Consider the following 14,713-nt stretch of genomic DNA (forward strand, 5'->3'; position numbering starts at 1 on the left):
AAAGGTGGCGTATTCAGGGCATGAGACCGGGCATGAGCGGCGAGAGGTTCCGTCTGACGCGCCGTGCCGCGGCGAGCGGATGGGCAACCTTTGCCCTCATCGTGATGCTGGCCACGATCCTGTTCTTGGAAGCGGCCTCTCTGTGGCAAGGGAGAACACAGGCCTGGGACAGCGCGTTGCGTTCGTCGGAAAGCGTGCTGAACTCGCTGACCGTGGCGGTCGAGCGGAACCTCAACGTCCTCGATGCCTCCCTGCGCTCCATCCAGCAGGCCCTGGCCTTGCCCGACATGGACAACCTGCCCGCGCCGGTGCGCCAATTGCTTCTGTTCAACAGCGCCGATACGGCGGAATATGTGGGCTCCATCCTCGTCCTCAACCCGGATGGCACGGTGCGCTTCGACTCCCGTGCCATCGAGCCGCGTTATATCAACGTGTCGGACCGGGACTACTTCCAGGCCCAGCGCGCCCGCGATGTGGGGCTGTTCGTCAGCCGGCCGATGACATCCCGCCTGCGGCCAGTGGAGGACATTGTGGTCCTGTCCCGCAGGATTTCCGATGCCGAGGGCAATTTCGACGGGATCGCCGCGGCCACCCTTCGCCTGGCTTTCTTCCGCAGCCTGTTTTCCGGCGTCAGCGTGGGCGAGCATGGCATCGTGGCCATCTTCTCGGCAGATGGCATCATGATTCAGCGCACCCCGGCCACCGATCGGCACGGGAATGTGGGGCTGGACATGTCCCGCAGCCCGAGTTTCCGGCGCATCCGGGACGGCGATGTCTCCTTCACGGGCACCGCCGCGGTGGACGGGGTGGAGCGCCATTATCTGTCGCGCCGGATCGGCAGCTACCCGCTTTACCTGTCGGTGGCCTTTGCGCCGGAGGATGTGTTCGCCGCCTGGCGGGTGCGGGCGGCGGTGACCGGGGCGGTCATGAGCGTCATGTGCCTGTCCATCCTCGTGCTGTTCCTGAAGTTCCAGGCGGTGCTGCGGCGCAGCTTCGAGCTGGAGGACATGCTGACCGCCGCCGCCGCCACCGATCCGCTCACCGGCCTCTTCAATCGCCGGGAGTTCGATAGGAGGTTCGATCTGGAGTGGCGCCGCTGCGCCCGGAACGGCACGCCCATCAGCCTGCTCCTGGTGGATGGCGACCGCTTCAAGACGGTCAATGACACGCACGGTCACAAAGTGGGCGACCAGGTGCTGCGCATGATCGCCCAGAAGATCGAGCGCATCGTGCGCCGGCCGGCCGATGTGAGTGCCCGCTATGGCGGGGAGGAATTTGCCATCGTCCTGCCGGAAACCCGCGTGGAGGGGGCGGCGGCCATTGCGCAGGCCATCCGGGGCAAGGTGGAGAAGGCGGAACTGGCGCTGGACGAAGGCCGGAGCGTGCGCATCACGGTCAGCGTGGGCGTGGCCTGTGTCGTCCCCACCGGCAAGATGGAGAAGGACGATCTCTTCATCCTCGCCGATGCCGCCCTCTACAAGGCCAAGTCCAGCGGCCGCAATCGGGTGGAAGCGATCCCCGCCGCCGAGGCCCGCGGTCGCGGCGCCGAGGGGCGAGCGGATGACGAGACGCAAGGGGCGTCACGGCCCCGTGCCTAGGGGCGGCGCGCGCACAATTTGGTTGCGGAGCCGGGCGTTTTGCTGCCCCATTCCCGTGGGGGGCTGGCACCGGGCGCACACCGGGCCGGCAGAAGGCGTTTCGTCAGATGCACGGGTGACATCATGAGCGTCAGATCGGTTGCTTACGCCGCCCTATTGTCCATCCTCTTGGCTGCGCCGGCGGCCGCCAACGATGGCGCCGACATTTTCGGATTTGCGGCCCTGTTCGGCGGCGGCTTTTCCGGCGTCACCGCCGGCACCTCGCCCATTCCGCGCCAGGTGGTCGCCTTTGATCCCAAGTACAAGCCGGGCTCCATCGTGGTGAACACCGCCACGCGCCGGCTTTATTTCATCACCCAGCCAGGCCAGGCGATCCAGTATGGGGTCGGCGTCGGCCGCGAAGGGTTTCAATGGTCCGGCGTCAAGGTGGTGAGCGCCAAGAAGGAATGGCCCTCTTGGGTCCCGCCGGCCCAGATGCTGAAGCGGCGCCCGGACCTGCCGCGCTACATGCCGGGGGGCATCGACAATCCGCTCGGTGCCCGCGCCATGTATCTGGGGTCGAGCCTTTATCGCATCCATGGCTCCAACGAGCCCGAGACCATCGGCCAGGCGGTGTCGTCCGGCTGCATCCGCATGACCAATGACGACGTGGTGGACCTTTATAACCGCGTGAAGGTGGGCGCGACCGTCTATGTGATCCGCTGAGGGCAGGGGGGCGCCATCCGGGCCCGGCGGGTGAGACTTCTCGCCGGTTCCCCATGGTGCGGGTTGACCAACCGGATCGGCGGATGGTCCTGTGCGGAATCACGGCTCACGCCCATCGCCATCGGTTGACCATGCTGCATCGCTCCTACGACGTGCTCGCCGCCTATAATGAGTGGGCCAATGCCCGGCTTTATGCCGCGGCGGCCCGCCTGTCCGACGCCGACTACCGCGCGGACAAGGGGGCCTTCTTCGGCTCCATCCATCGGACCCTCAACCATCTGCTGGTGACCGACCGCATCTGGATGGACCGGTTCATGGGGCTAGGCTGCCGGCCGCCGTCGCTGGACACCATCCTGTTCGATGATCTGGCTGCGCTGCGCATGGCACGGGCGGCGGAGGACACCCGCATCCGGGCCTTCGTGAAGGCGCTCTCCCTGGACGACCTCCTGACCGAGATCTCCTACATCATGGTCACGGGCGAAGAGATGACGCAGACAGTGGCGGCCGCGCTCGATCACTTCTTCAATCACCAGACCCATCATCGCGGCCAGATGCATTGCCTCCTGACCAGCATCGGCGGGCGCGACGGCGCGCCCGCGCTCGACTTGCTGTTCTACCAGCGCGAGCATCACCCGGTGCCTTGAGGCACGACCGCCCCCATTACGCGGCGCGGGCGGGCCGTTCCGGTTCGCCGGCCATCAGACGCGTCAGAATGGCAGGCGGGGCAGTTTCCTCCGGCAGGGCGCACAGGCCGGCGGAGACCATGAGCCGGCCGATCCGCGGATCGGAGGTGAGCACCGCGAAGGGAATGGTCAGCCAGCAGCCGGCGAGCAGGGGCGTCACCCAGGCGAGCAGCACGGGTGAGACCAGCGCCGCGCCCGCGCCGGCGACGAAGCCGTACAGCGTCACCGGCCAAAGCGCCGCCGCCGCCTCGCTCCAGGCGACGCGATGGGGGTCGCGGGCCTGCCCGTTCCATCCCGCCTGCGCCCGCCCCAGCACCATGCGCACGAGCAGGCCGGTGACCGACAGGCTGGTGATGGCCCCGAGGAGCAGGGAGAAGAGGATTTCGCCCACCGCCGAGGCGGCAAAGCGCAGCCCGCCGCCATAGCCGGCGATCCGCCCCGGCGAGAGTGCCACGTCCGCCAGGCCTGCCAGCTTGGGGGTGAGGGAGAAGAAGAAGATCGCCGCATAAAGGCACGCGGCGATGGCGGCGGCGAGCGGCGGCGCGTTCCAGGCCGCCACCGGCAGCAGAAGCAGGGCCAGGGGCACGGCCGGCTGGGTGGCGAACATCAGGACCGCCCAGATCAGCTGGAAGCGGCTGGTGGCGGGTAAGGCCGACGGCAGGAGGCCCCGCGTGCCCATGAGGCGGATGTACTGAAGGTTGCCCATGCACCAGCGTAGGTCGCGGCGAACGAATTCGGGCAGGGTGGGCGGATTTTCCTCATAGCTTTCGCTTTCCACCGGCAGCACCCGCACCTCATAGCCCGCGGCACGCATCAGCACCGCTTCTACCTGGTCATGGGAAAGGATGGGGCCTCCCAGCGGCGGCGCGCCGGGCAGGACCGGCAGGTGGCAGTGCTCGACGAAGGGGGCAATGCGCACCAGTGCGTTATGGCCCCAGTAGGGCCCGCAATCCCCGCCCCACCAGGCGGAGCCCAAGGTGTAGCAGCGCATGCCATGGCGCATGCCGAACTGGAACAGGCGGGCGAAGGCGCTCTGGGAGGGCAGGCCCACCACCAGGCTCTGGAGAATGCCGAGGCGGGGATGGGCCTGCATGATCCGCACCATGGCGAGGATGGCGGATGCGCCCATAAGGCTGTCGGCGTCCAGCGGCAGCATCACCTCGAACTGGGCCCCGTGCGTGCGGCAGAAGTCCCGCACGTTGCCGGCCTTGAAGCCCTCATTGTCGCTGCGGCGCCGATAATGCAGGCCATGGCCGCCCTCCGCCGCGCGCCAGGCCGCCATGGCGGCCTCCTCCGCGTGGGCAATGTCGGGGCGCGAGGTGTCGGAGAGGACGAAATATTCAAAGAGGGCGCCGTAAGGGGTCTGGTCCAGCTCGGCCTTGACCGCACGCAGACGTGAAATGGCCCGTTCGGGATCTTCATTGCGAAGCGTCATTAGAATGGCAGTACGCATGGTCACCGGCTTGTCTTTCGACGCAGCCAGAAACGGGGCTGCCGAGGACAGGCCATGCCGCTTGACGTGGAGCAGCCAGAAGCCGATCGCCGAATTCCAGAAACCGATGGCGTTCCACGGCGTTGCTGCCAGGACGCAGAGGAGCAGCACCATGTCCACCGCGCGCCATCCGGCGACCGACGCGGCCCAGCCGCCCGCCAGTGCCACGGCGACCAGCGTGGCAAGGTTGGCGCCGAGCACCAGACGCCGCCGGCGCCGCAACGTGGCCGCCAGCGACAGGGGGGCGGCCGGCTTGGGCGCCGGGTCGGGAAGGGAGCGCAGGAGCATGGTGCGTGGCTTCGTCTCGGGTTGGCGCAGGTGGGTGGCTAATACGGGGTCGGATCGATGGAGATGAAATCTGTGGCAAAATGCCACGCCCAAGCTGAGGCCACCGCCCTGTGGTATGCGGCTCCCCGCACCGTGCGCCTCCAGCGGGAGATGCTCCCCGCCCCCGAAGGCGACGAGGTGATGGTGGCCGCCGCCTTCAGTGCCATCAGCCGCGGCACGGAACGGCTCGTGTTTTCCGGTCTCACCGATCCCTGTCACCGGGAGCGCATGCGCTCCCCCATGCAGGTCGGCGAATTCCCCTTCCCCGTCAAATATGGCTATTGCTCGGTCGGCGCTGTGGTGGCCGGCCCCGCGCGTCTGGTGGGGCGCCATGTGTTCGCGTTCCATCCCCATCAGGATCGCTTTCTGGCGGGTCTCGATGCGGTCACGCTCATTCCCGAACACCTCCCGCCCCGACGGGCCACATTGGCCGCCAACATGGAGACCGCCCTCAATACGCTGTGGGACAGCGGCGCGGGCGCGGGTGACAGGATCGTGATCGTCGGTGCGGGGCTTGTGGGCCTTCTGGTGACCTATCTGGCCGCCCGCCTTCCCGGCGCGGAGGTGACCGCCATCGATCCCAATTCCGGGCGCCGCGCCCTGGTGGAGCGCTTCGGCGCACACTATCGCGACAGCCCGCGCCAGGTGGCGGAGGCGGATGTGGTGATCCATGCCAGCGCCACCGCCGAAGGGCTGGAGGCCGCGCTCGCCTGCTGCGCCACCGAGGCGACGCTGGTTGAGGCGTCCTGGTATGGCGACGCCACCGTGACCGTGGGCCTCGGCGGCCCCTTCCATGCCAAGCGGCTGCGTCTTGTCTCGTCCCAGGTGGGGGCCGTGCCCATGGAGCGGCGGCCGCGCTGGAGCCGCCGCCGCCGCCTTGCCAAGGCTCTGGAGCTGCTTGCCGATGACCGCCTCGACGCGCTCATCACCCATGAAGTGAACTTTACCCACCTGCCCGAGCGTATGGATGCCATTCTCAATGGCGCGCCCGACGCGGTGGCCACCGTGGTCCGGTACTGAGGCGTCGAAGCGGAGGACAGCATGTTTGCGGTGGAAGTGCGCGACCACATCATGGTGGCACACAGTTTCAAGGGGGCTGTGTTTGGACCGGCCCAGGGGCTGCACGGTGCCACCTTTGTGGTGGATGTGGCCTTTCTGGCCCCCGATCTGACGGCGGACGGCATCGTTGTGGACATCGGCTTGGCCCATGAGGCGCTGAAGGCGGTGCTGGCACCGCTCGCCTATCGCAACCTGGACGACCTGCCCGCCTTTGCCGGCCGCAACAGCACCACCGAGGTGCTGTGCCGCCACATCTTCGATGGCATGGCCGATGCGGTGCGCTCCGGCACCCTGGGCGAGACCGCCATTACCCGCCTGAAGGTCACGCTGCATGAGTCTCATGTGGCCCGGGCCTGGTATGAGGGCGAGGTTCCATGAGCCTGCGCGCCGCGCTGGCCTTTCCTGGCGATCTGTCCACCCCCACCGGGGGCTATGCCTATGACCGGGCCGTGCTTGCCGCGCTGCCGCGGCAGGGGGTGGAGGTAACGCCGCTGTCCTTGCCCGCGGGATTTCCGTTCCCCGGCCCGCGGCAGGTGCGCCGCGCGCTGGATCTGCTGTGTGACGTGCCCACGGACCGGGTGCTGTTGATGGACGGCCTTGCAATCGGCGCTTTGCCGCCGGCGAACGTGGCCGGCCTGCCCCATGCCAAGGTGGCGTTGGTGCATCATCCCCTGGCCCTTGAGGCCGGGCTCGACGCGCACCAGCGCGCCCACCTGGCCATCAACGAACGGGCGGTGCTCGCCAGCTGCGGGCAGGTGGTGTGTACCAGTCCGGGGACGGGACGGACCCTGGTGGCGGACTACGGGGTGGATCCGGCGCGCCTGACCATCGCCTTGCCCGGCACCTCGCCTGCCCCCCGGGTGGCGGCGGCCGGACACCCGCCCCGCCTTCTGGCGGTGGGCTCCCTCATTCCCCGCAAGGGATATGAGACCCTGGTGGAGGCCCTCGCCACCCTCACCGACCTGGACTGGACGCTGGACGTGATCGGCGGCCTCGACTTCGATCCCGATCATGTGGCGCGGGTCCGTGGCGCACTTGGGGAGGCCCGGCTCGCCGATCGCGTCCGCCTGCTCGGGGCGTTGCCGCCGGAGGCTCTGGAGCAGGCCTATGGGGGTGCGGACCTGTTCGTGCACCCTTCGCACTATGAAGGCTATGGCATGGTGCTGGCCGAGGCGCTGCGTCGGGGCCTGCCCCTGGTGTGCACCACCGGAGGCGCGGCGGCAGAGACGGTGCCGGACGGCGCGGGGGTGAAGGTGCCGCCCGCCGACGCGGCAGCGTTGGCCGGGGCGCTCCGGCCCCTCATTGCAGAACAGGCCGCCCGTCGCCGACTGGCGGATGCGGCCTTCCGCGCGGGGGCCGCGCTGCCCGACTGGGACGACACCGCCCGCGCCATTGCCGGCGCCTTGTCCAAGGCTGAAGCCACATTCAAGGAGCCGGCATGAGCGGGTTTTCAGCGCAATGGCTTGCCCTGCGCGAGCCGGCGGACCGGGCCGCCCGCAACAGCCTCTTGGCCGCGCGCGTGGCCGAACGGATGGCGGCCTACGACCCTGTCCGCGTCACCGATCTCGGCGCGGGCACGGGCTCGAACCTGCGCGCCAGCGCCGAGCTGTTCGGCCCGCGTCAGGACTGGACCTTGCTGGACCACGATCCAGACCTGCTGCGCGCCGCCTGCGCGGAACTGTCCGCCTGGGCGGAACGCGCGGAGGATGATGGCGAATGGCTGGTTCTCCACAAGGCCGGCCGGCGCATCCGCGTCGCCTGCCGCGTGGGAGATCTGGCGGCCCAGCCGGACCTGGTGCGGGCCGCTTCCCCCCATCTCGTCACCGCCTCGGCCTTTTTCGATCTGGCCTCCGCAGCCTGGATCGCGCGCTTTGCCAAGGAGGTCGCGCAGGCCGGGGCGAGCTTCTACACCGTGCTGACCTGCGATGGCGCGGATGGCTGGTCACCCGGTCATCCGCTGGACGGGGCGATCGCTGCCGCCTTCCGCGTCCATCAGGGCCGGGACAAGGGGTTCGGGCCGGCGGCGGGCAATGGCGCCAGCCTGGCGCTGGAAACGGCGTTCCGCGGGGCCGGCTATGAGGTGGAAACGGCGGCGAGCCCCTGGCGGCTGGCGCCCGGCGATCCCCTCATTCCAGCTCTCGCAGAGGGCACCGCTGGCGCCGCGGTCGAGACCGGCGCGGTGGCGCCGGAGGAGGCAGCGGCTTGGGTGCAGGCCCGCCGGGACGGGGCCTGCGTCATCGGGCATCTGGATCTCCTGGCGGTCCCGCCGGGCGTCACGATCCCCGGCGGCTGAGCGCCGGGATCATCCGCGACAGAACGCCGTCCTGCCGCACGAGACCGTGCCAGAGGCCGCCGAGAATGTGCAGGCTCACCAGCCCGGCGGTCACATAGCCGAGGGCCTGGTGGGCATCGTTCAGCCGGTCGGAGAGGGCGTCATTCTTGGCCACGAGGTCCGGCAGGGTGAAGAGGCCGAAGACCGAGACCGGCGCGCCATAGGCGTTGGAGCCCGCCCAGCCCAAGATCGGCATCACGAAGATCAAGAGATAGAGCGCGTGGTGCACCGCGTTGGAGGTGACCAATTGCCAGCGGGGCAGGCCCGGCGCTGGCGGCGGGGCGCCATAGGACAGGCGCACGATCACACGCAGAACTGCCAGGCACAGCACGGTGAAGCCCACCGACTTGTGCAAGTCGAACAGCTGGTCCTGCGCCGGGCCGGAGGGCAGGCGCATCATGACAAGCCCGGCTGGAATGACGGTGAGAATGGCCAGGGCGGTGAGCCAGTGGATCCACCGCGCGGGCGCGGAATATGGGGTCACTGCTGTGGGCATGTCCGATGTCTCCCCTCGCATCAGTCCTTCACGGGCGGACTGCGGCACCCATTCCTCTCGTACCTGCACATGACCCCGGTGTGACCTGATCCCGGCCGGCTCGGGCCGGTCGCCGCCGGTCGGGCCGCGCACTGCGTCCAGTGTTGAACCCCTCAGATCGTCACCCCACCACTGAAGCGCGCTCTGCTCCTTGTTTCAACGCATTGCGCTCACGAAAACGGGCTTTCCCGCCCCTGCGATGGGCTGTCGTCCGTACCGTCGCTCCGTCCGGACTGGCGCAGGTCGCAGACGAAGAGCACATCGCCGTCCGGGAACACGGTGAGCCGGGTCGCCGGACGCATGGCCGCGCGCAAGGAGGCGATCGGGCGCAGGTCGAGGCCCGTGCGACCGGACCCGAGGATGACCGGGGAGACCACCACGTGCAAGCGGTCGACGCAGCCGGCATCGATGAAGGCGGCCAGCGTGCGCGGCCCACCTTCCAGCAGGATGCGCTGCAGCCCCGCCGCCGCCAGCGCCGCCAGCACCTCCGTGGGGGACAGCACGCCGTCGCGGCTGGCCGGCAGGTCCAGTGTCTCCACGCCCGAGGGCGCCGGAGCGATGCAGCCAGCGCGACGGATCAGCAGGCGGCGTGCGCCATCGTCCTTGAGGCAGCGCGCTGCCGGATTGACCCGGCCCGAGGGGTCGAGGATCACCCGCGCGGGATGACGGCCCGGCACCCGCCGCACGTTCAGGAGTGGGTCATCCGCCATGACGGTTCCCACCCCCACCAGCACCGCATCGGCGGCGGCGCGCAGGCGATGGAGATGGTCGAGGGCGTGGCCGCCGCTGATATATTTGGAATCGCCGGAGGGGGTGGCGATGCGTCCGTCCAGGGACTGGCCGAGCTGGCCGATCACGACCGGGCGATCCGTAAGGGAAGAACTGGCAAAAGGATCCGAAAACGGATCATAGTCCTGCATCAGCTTGGCCCTGGCCTTGCGATCCGCGACGGCGGGAACATCCCTGCCGCCGCACGGTTGTTGAGCGGGGGAGGGTGGCCCGGGCCGGTCTGGCCTGGAGACATCCCCCTCCGATGAAAGCTGTGAGCGCAGGCGGGGTTCCGCTCGCGCGCAAGACCGGCTACGGCCTCGATCCGGGGGTCGGATCAGGCGGGGGCTTGAACATTTCGCCCCGCTCCACAAGTAAAGTGTTGCGTGAGGCGCCCATGTCCCCTGTCGAGAGCCCCCCTGTGAAGAGCCCGAACTTAAACCAATCGCAGGTTCGCGCCACCGGGCGGGAGGACGATCTCGTTCGGGCGGGGGCTGATCCGACGACGCTCCGGCGCCGTAATGGGTCAATGTCGGAGCCGGACCGCGTGGTCACGGCAGCCGAGCCCAAGGTTCAGTCCCGCGAGGCTACCATGTTCCCAGATTGGCCCCCCGTTCTCGATCTGCTCGGCCAGGGTTCTGCTGGCGCGGCGGTTGCCGCCGAACGGGCCATTGCCGAAGTGCGCGCCGGACGGCCGGTCCTCGTATGTGCAGGCGGCCAATCGGCCCTGGCCATCGGCGCGGAAGCTTTCGAGGCGCCGGTCGCCAATGCCTTCGCCGCCATCGCGCCCGGTGCGCTGCGCCTGGCTCTGCCCGCGCCGCGCCTCGGCCGCCTCGGTGCGCCCCGCGACACCGCCGGCGCTGTGGCGGTGCAGGGTATGGCCGCGGCGCGCGTGGAGGAATTGGCCTTGTCGCTTGAAGCCCGCGTGACCGAGGCCGTGTCTGAGGCTGGCCCCGTGGACCTCGCAGCGCTCGACCTCCTTGGCGTGGCGCTCCTCCTGCCGGCGGCGGTCATCGCCCCCTGCGATGCGGCGGCGTTCCCCTCCGTGCTGCGCGTCACCGACGCCGACATCAGGACCTATCGCGAGCGGCAGGCCCGTTCGCTGAGCATTGTCGGCCGCGCGCCGGTGCCGCTGGAGGGCGCGCCGGAGACGGAATTCGTGGTCTTCCGCGGCGGCGAGGGCCTGCGTGACCAGGTGGCCATCGTGGTCGGCCGGCCCGATCTGTCCCGCCCCGTGCCGGTCCGCCTGCATTCGGCCTGCCTGACCGGCGACCTGTTCGGCAGCCTGAAGTGCGACTGCGGCGACCAGCTGCGCGACACCGTGCGGCGGATGGCGGAAGGGGAGGGCGGAATCCTGCTCTATCTCGACCAGGAAGGACGCGGCAACGGCATCGCCAACAAGATGCGCGCCTACAAGCTTCAGGCTGACGGCTTCGACACGTATGACGCCGATGCCGTGCTGGGCTTCGGGCTTGACCAGCGCCGCTTCGATTTCGCCGCCGAGATGCTGCGGCAATTGGGGGTGAGCGCGGTGGAGGTTATCACCAATAATCCGGTGAAGATCGCCGCTTTGAAGTCCGCCGGTCTCGACGTGGTGTCGGAGGAGCGCATCCTCGGCCGCAAGACCCGCGAGAACACCCGTTACCTCGCCTCCAAGCGGGACCGGGCCGGTCACTATATCGACTTCGAGGCGCTGGCGGCGCGGGCGGTGGATTGATCCACCGCAGCGTGCCCTCCCGCACCGGATGCGGCGGTTTTGATCGAAACGATTAGAGCCTTGGTGGATAAAGACCGCCGCAGCCGCGATTAGATCTTCGCCCTCGATCCGATCTCCGCTAGAGCCTAGGACGCGCCCGCGCCGCTTGCGCCGGGCGCGTGACACCGCGCGCTTCAAGGCCGCGGCGAGGTTCAATCAAGCCGCCCTCCGCCCTGCGGACAAGGTGCGGCGCTGCGAGGAGATGCGCCATGTCCCAGTCCAGGATCGCCATCGTCACCGGAGCCGGCTCGGGTGTGGGCCGCGCCGTGGCGCAGGGGCTTGCCAAGGCCGGTTGGACGGTCGCCTTGGCGGGCCGGCGGCGCGAGGCGCTGGAGGCGACCGCGGCCAGCCTCGGCGACGCCCGGTCGCTGGTGGTGCCGACGGACGTGACCGATCCGCAGTCGGTCAAGGCGCTCTTCGCCGCCACGCAGGAGGCCTTCGGCCGACTGGATCTGGTGTTCAACAATGCCGGCACCGGCGCCCCGCCCGTGCCCATGCATGAACTGACCTATGAGCAGTGGCGCACCGTGGTGGACACCAACCTCACGGGCCCCTTCCTGTGCACGCAGGAAGCCTTTCGCATCATGAAGGACCAGACCCCCCGCGGCGGGCGGATCATCAATAACGGCTCGGTTTCCGCCACCGCCCCGCGTCCCTTCTCCGCCCCCTATACGTCCACCAAACACGCCATGACCGGCCTGACCAAGTCCACCTCGCTGGACGGGCGCGCCTATGACATTGCCTGCGGCCAGATCGACATCGGCAATGCCGACACCGACATGGCGCAGAAGATGAAAGCCGGCGTTCCCCAGGCGGACGGCTCCATCCGCGTGGAGCCGGTGATCGACGCCGTGCATGTGGCCGATGCCGTGGTCTACATGGCCAGTCTGCCGCTGGAGGCCAACGTGCAGTTCATGACCGTGATGGCCACCAAGATGCCGCTGGTCGGGCGCGGCTGACCGCCGGTTGGGGGGGGGGGCGGTTGCGCCGAGGACAGCCTGACGCAAGGCCCCCTTTGCAAGGCTCTCGCGGATATGCTCGTCTGTCATCTGCGTGTCACGTCGCCATTCCCTCTGCCTGTCGCAGGCGGGGGGAGCGGCATGGCCGGACGGGCCTGACCTTGGCGTAACCCGGGCACCGGGCAGTGGGGAGGTTGCGGTGAAGGACCAAAAACACGGCAAGGACCACAAGAAGAAAAAGCATGCCGGGGCGGCGCTTGCGCCCGAGCAGAACGAGGGCCCGCTGGAGGCGTCTGAGTTGCAGGAAGAGGCGACCGCCTTTTATTCCGACGGTCATCCGCTGGACGATGTGCACTACATCGAAGCCAAGATCATTCTCCAGGGCCTGCGCTTCACGTCCGTTCAGAGCTTCTTCGATTTCGCGAAGATCGTCAGCAAGGTGGCCAAGCGCTACGGCGTCGACTTTGATCCGCTGGCCGGACGGGGCATCCGGCCCCAGATCCGCGAAGTCCTCTTCCTGGATACCCAGGACTTCAAGCTCTACAACAATTCCTTCATCCTGCGCCGGCGCATCGTCTATGAGGACGGCTTCCCGGTGGGCGAACCGGAAATCGTCTTCAAGTTTCGCCACCCCGACCGCGACACGGCCGCAGCCCTGGATGTGCGGCCGCAGATCCCGGGCAGCTACCGCATCAAGTTCAAGGAGGAGCTGCTCCCCCTGAAGGGCCGCATCGGCGGGGTGCGTTCGCTTTTCTCCCACAATGTGGAATTTCCCTTCCGCCCGCGCGGCGTGGCGGACCCGTCCTCCGCCTCCACGCTGGTGAAAGTGTTCCCGGCGCTGGGCAGCGTTCTGACCAGCGGCCGCAAGCATGTCTCGCTGGTCAATCGCACGGCGGTGGAAGAGGTTCTGCAGCAGCTCGGCACGCTGGACTTCGGCAAGGGCCTGGTCGCACCGTGCAACGTCTCGGTCTGGCGTACGCGCGGTGACCAGCACCAGCTGGTGGGTGAATTCTCCTACCAGGTGCGCTTTCTGCGCCGGGACGAGATCAGTGCCAAGGCGCTTGAGCGCAGCCATGAATTCTTCTGTGCCCTCCAGATGGAAGCGCAGGACTGGGTGTCGCTGGGCACCACCAAGACCGGCGCCGTCTACCGGCTGAAGGGCAATCCGCCCCAAAGCCATGAGTGAGGCGCCTGTCCCCCCTCCCGCCGCTCCGGCGGCCCCCCTGGAGACGGAAATCGTGGCGCCGGGGTCGGTGTCGCTGTTTCAGATCTTCGTGGGCTTTCTCATCATCGGCGCCACCAGCTTTGGCGGCGGCGTGGTGGCCTATCTGCGCACCGGCCTCGTGAACCAGCGCAAATGGATCGACGACACCACCTTCGTCGAGCTGCTGTCCATCTGCCAGACCTTGCCGGGGCTGAACGCCTCCAACATGGCCATCCTGGTGGGGGACCGGCTGCGCGGCACCGCCGGCGCCGCGGTGGCGCTGGCCGGCATCTGCCTGCCGGGAGGCCTGATGATGGTGGCAGCCGCCGCCGCCTATGCGGCCTCCAAGGGGGAAAGCGGCAGTACGGTGGGAGCCATCCTCCACGGCGCTTCGGCGGCGGCGGTGGGCCTTGTCCTGTCCGTGACCTTCCAACTCGGGCGCAAGACGCTGGGGCGCTTCGCCGACTTCATTTTCGTGGGGCTGACGGTCATCGGCGTGAACGTGCTGCACCAGTCTGTGCTGCTGGTGCTGTTCGTGGTGGGGGCGTTGGCCATCGTGTGGTATCGGCCCGCCCGTCAGCCGCAGGGGGAGGGGCGTCCATGAACCAGATCCCCATGCTGATTGGCGTGTTCGCCTATCTGTCCCTGCTGACGGTGGGCGGCGGCATGGCCGCCTTTCCCGAGATGAAGTCCCTGGTGGTGGACCAGGAGCATTGGATGACCTTCCCGGAGCTCATCCATCTGTATTCCATCGGCCAGATGGCGCCCGGCCCCAACATGATGATGATCGCGGGCATCGGGCAATGGGTGGCCGGCCCCCTCGGGGCGCTGGTGGTGGTCATCGCCTTCTTCCTCCCCACCGGGCTCTTCACCTTGTGGGTGGGGCGCATGTGGACGCGGCTCGCCACCTGGCCCTGGCGCAATTCCATCCAGCGCGGGCTGGCGCCGGTGTCCATCGGGCTGTTGCTGGCGGGCGCCATTTCCATCTCGAAGGGCGCCATCACCGGCTGGGCCAGCGCCGGCATCACGGCGGTGGTGTTCCTGGTGCTGGTGCGTTCCAAGATCAATCCCATCCTGCTCATCGGCGCGGGCGCCCTGGCCGGATATTTCGCTTTCTAGAGCGTCTCAGAGTTTCATGGAAACACTGAGACGCTCTATCTCTTTGTTTTCACGCATTTCCTTCACGCGAACCGGTTCCTGCTTCGCTCGGAAATGCTTTAGGCTCCAGACTCAATCAGGCCCACCAGGTGACGATAGCGGCGAGCGAGACGGCGGCAGCGAAGTTCACGGCGAGC

Annotated in this window: 15 protein-coding genes; 12 read left to right on the top strand and 3 right to left on the bottom strand. The window is 68.4% G+C overall.

Features of this window, described 5'->3' with window-relative positions; all coding sequences use genetic code 11:
* Nucleotides 1–32 precede the first annotated feature (32 nt).
* The 3 genes from ACT54L_RS24755 (at nt 33) to ACT54L_RS24765 (ending at nt 2,947) form a co-directional block, all read left to right on the top strand.
* Complete coding sequence (locus tag ACT54L_RS24755) at nt 33–1,598, top strand: GGDEF domain-containing protein (protein WP_476088330.1); 1,566 nt, start codon at nt 33–35, stop codon at nt 1,596–1,598.
* Between the two features lie 123 nt (nt 1,599–1,721).
* On the top strand, nt 1,722–2,303 hold the full coding sequence (locus ACT54L_RS24760) for a L,D-transpeptidase (protein WP_476088331.1): 582 nt from the start codon (nt 1,722–1,724) through the stop codon (nt 2,301–2,303).
* Between the two features lie 134 nt (nt 2,304–2,437).
* On the top strand, nt 2,438–2,947 hold the full coding sequence (locus ACT54L_RS24765) for a DinB family protein (protein WP_476088343.1): 510 nt from the start codon (nt 2,438–2,440) through the stop codon (nt 2,945–2,947).
* Between the two features lie 16 nt (nt 2,948–2,963).
* On the opposite strand, the gene mdoH is transcribed toward ACT54L_RS24765, so the two are convergent.
* The gene (gene mdoH, locus ACT54L_RS24770; RefSeq protein WP_476088344.1) at nt 2,964–4,853 is read right to left on the bottom strand and encodes a glucans biosynthesis glucosyltransferase MdoH; all 1,890 of its coding nucleotides are present in this window, start codon (nt 4,851–4,853) and stop codon (nt 2,964–2,966) included.
* On the opposite strand from mdoH, the gene ACT54L_RS24775 reads away from it, so the two are divergent.
* The 4 genes from ACT54L_RS24775 to ACT54L_RS24790 are packed head-to-tail and all read left to right on the top strand — an operon-like array spanning nt 4,830 to nt 8,157.
* Nucleotides 4,830–5,825, top strand: coding sequence for a zinc-dependent alcohol dehydrogenase (locus ACT54L_RS24775; protein WP_476088332.1), 996 nt, complete (start codon nt 4,830–4,832; stop codon nt 5,823–5,825). The genes mdoH and ACT54L_RS24775 overlap by 24 nt on opposite strands.
* Nucleotides 5,826–5,846: 21 nt before the next feature.
* Nucleotides 5,847–6,242: a 6-pyruvoyl trahydropterin synthase family protein gene (locus ACT54L_RS24780; protein ID WP_476088333.1), complete on the top strand. Its 396-nt coding sequence runs from the start codon at nt 5,847–5,849 to the stop codon at nt 6,240–6,242.
* Nucleotides 6,239–7,306, top strand: a complete 1,068-nt coding sequence (locus ACT54L_RS24785; protein ID WP_476088334.1) for a glycosyltransferase family 4 protein — start codon at nt 6,239–6,241, stop codon at nt 7,304–7,306. Before ACT54L_RS24780 ends, ACT54L_RS24785 begins: the two co-directional genes overlap by 4 nt.
* Nucleotides 7,303–8,157 (top strand): SAM-dependent methyltransferase, encoded by an 855-nt coding sequence (locus tag ACT54L_RS24790; RefSeq protein ID WP_476088335.1) that lies wholly within the window; start codon nt 7,303–7,305, stop codon nt 8,155–8,157. Before ACT54L_RS24785 ends, ACT54L_RS24790 begins: the two co-directional genes overlap by 4 nt.
* On the opposite strand, the gene ACT54L_RS24795 is transcribed toward ACT54L_RS24790, so the two are convergent.
* Nucleotides 8,138–8,692 carry a cytochrome b gene (locus ACT54L_RS24795; protein ID WP_476088336.1) on the bottom strand — a complete coding sequence of 185 codons (555 nt, stop codon included), beginning with the start codon at nt 8,690–8,692 and terminating at the stop codon, nt 8,138–8,140. The two genes, ACT54L_RS24790 and ACT54L_RS24795, sit on opposite strands and share 20 nt — an antisense overlap.
* Nucleotides 8,693–8,901: 209 nt before the next feature.
* Nucleotides 8,902–9,588 (bottom strand): RibD family protein, encoded by a 687-nt coding sequence (locus tag ACT54L_RS24800; protein ID WP_476088337.1) that lies wholly within the window; start codon nt 9,586–9,588, stop codon nt 8,902–8,904.
* Nucleotides 9,589–10,091: 503 nt separating this feature from the next.
* Here ACT54L_RS24800 and ribA point away from each other — a divergent pair.
* From ribA to ACT54L_RS24825, 5 genes are all read left to right on the top strand, one after another.
* Nucleotides 10,092–11,216 (top strand): GTP cyclohydrolase II RibA, encoded by a 1,125-nt coding sequence (gene ribA / locus ACT54L_RS24805; RefSeq protein WP_476088338.1) that lies wholly within the window; start codon nt 10,092–10,094, stop codon nt 11,214–11,216.
* 248 nt (nt 11,217–11,464) lie between these two features.
* Nucleotides 11,465–12,214: an SDR family oxidoreductase gene (locus tag ACT54L_RS24810; protein ID WP_476088339.1), complete on the top strand. Its 750-nt coding sequence runs from the start codon at nt 11,465–11,467 to the stop codon at nt 12,212–12,214.
* 199 nt (nt 12,215–12,413) lie between these two features.
* A complete protein-coding gene (locus tag ACT54L_RS24815) occupies nt 12,414–13,400 on the top strand; it encodes a hypothetical protein (RefSeq protein ID WP_476088340.1) in 987 nt (328 codons plus the stop codon).
* Between the two features lie 52 nt (nt 13,401–13,452).
* Nucleotides 13,453–14,022 carry a chromate transporter gene (locus ACT54L_RS24820; protein WP_476088341.1) on the top strand — a complete coding sequence of 190 codons (570 nt, stop codon included), beginning with the start codon at nt 13,453–13,455 and terminating at the stop codon, nt 14,020–14,022.
* Nucleotides 14,019–14,537 (top strand): chromate transporter, encoded by a 519-nt coding sequence (locus ACT54L_RS24825; protein ID WP_476088342.1) that lies wholly within the window; start codon nt 14,019–14,021, stop codon nt 14,535–14,537. The genes ACT54L_RS24820 and ACT54L_RS24825 overlap by 4 nt, the downstream gene beginning before the upstream one ends.
* The last annotated feature ends 176 nt before the right edge of the window (nt 14,538–14,713 follow it).

The sequence above is a fragment of the Aquabacter sp. DMC10 genome (assembly GCF_056314145.1).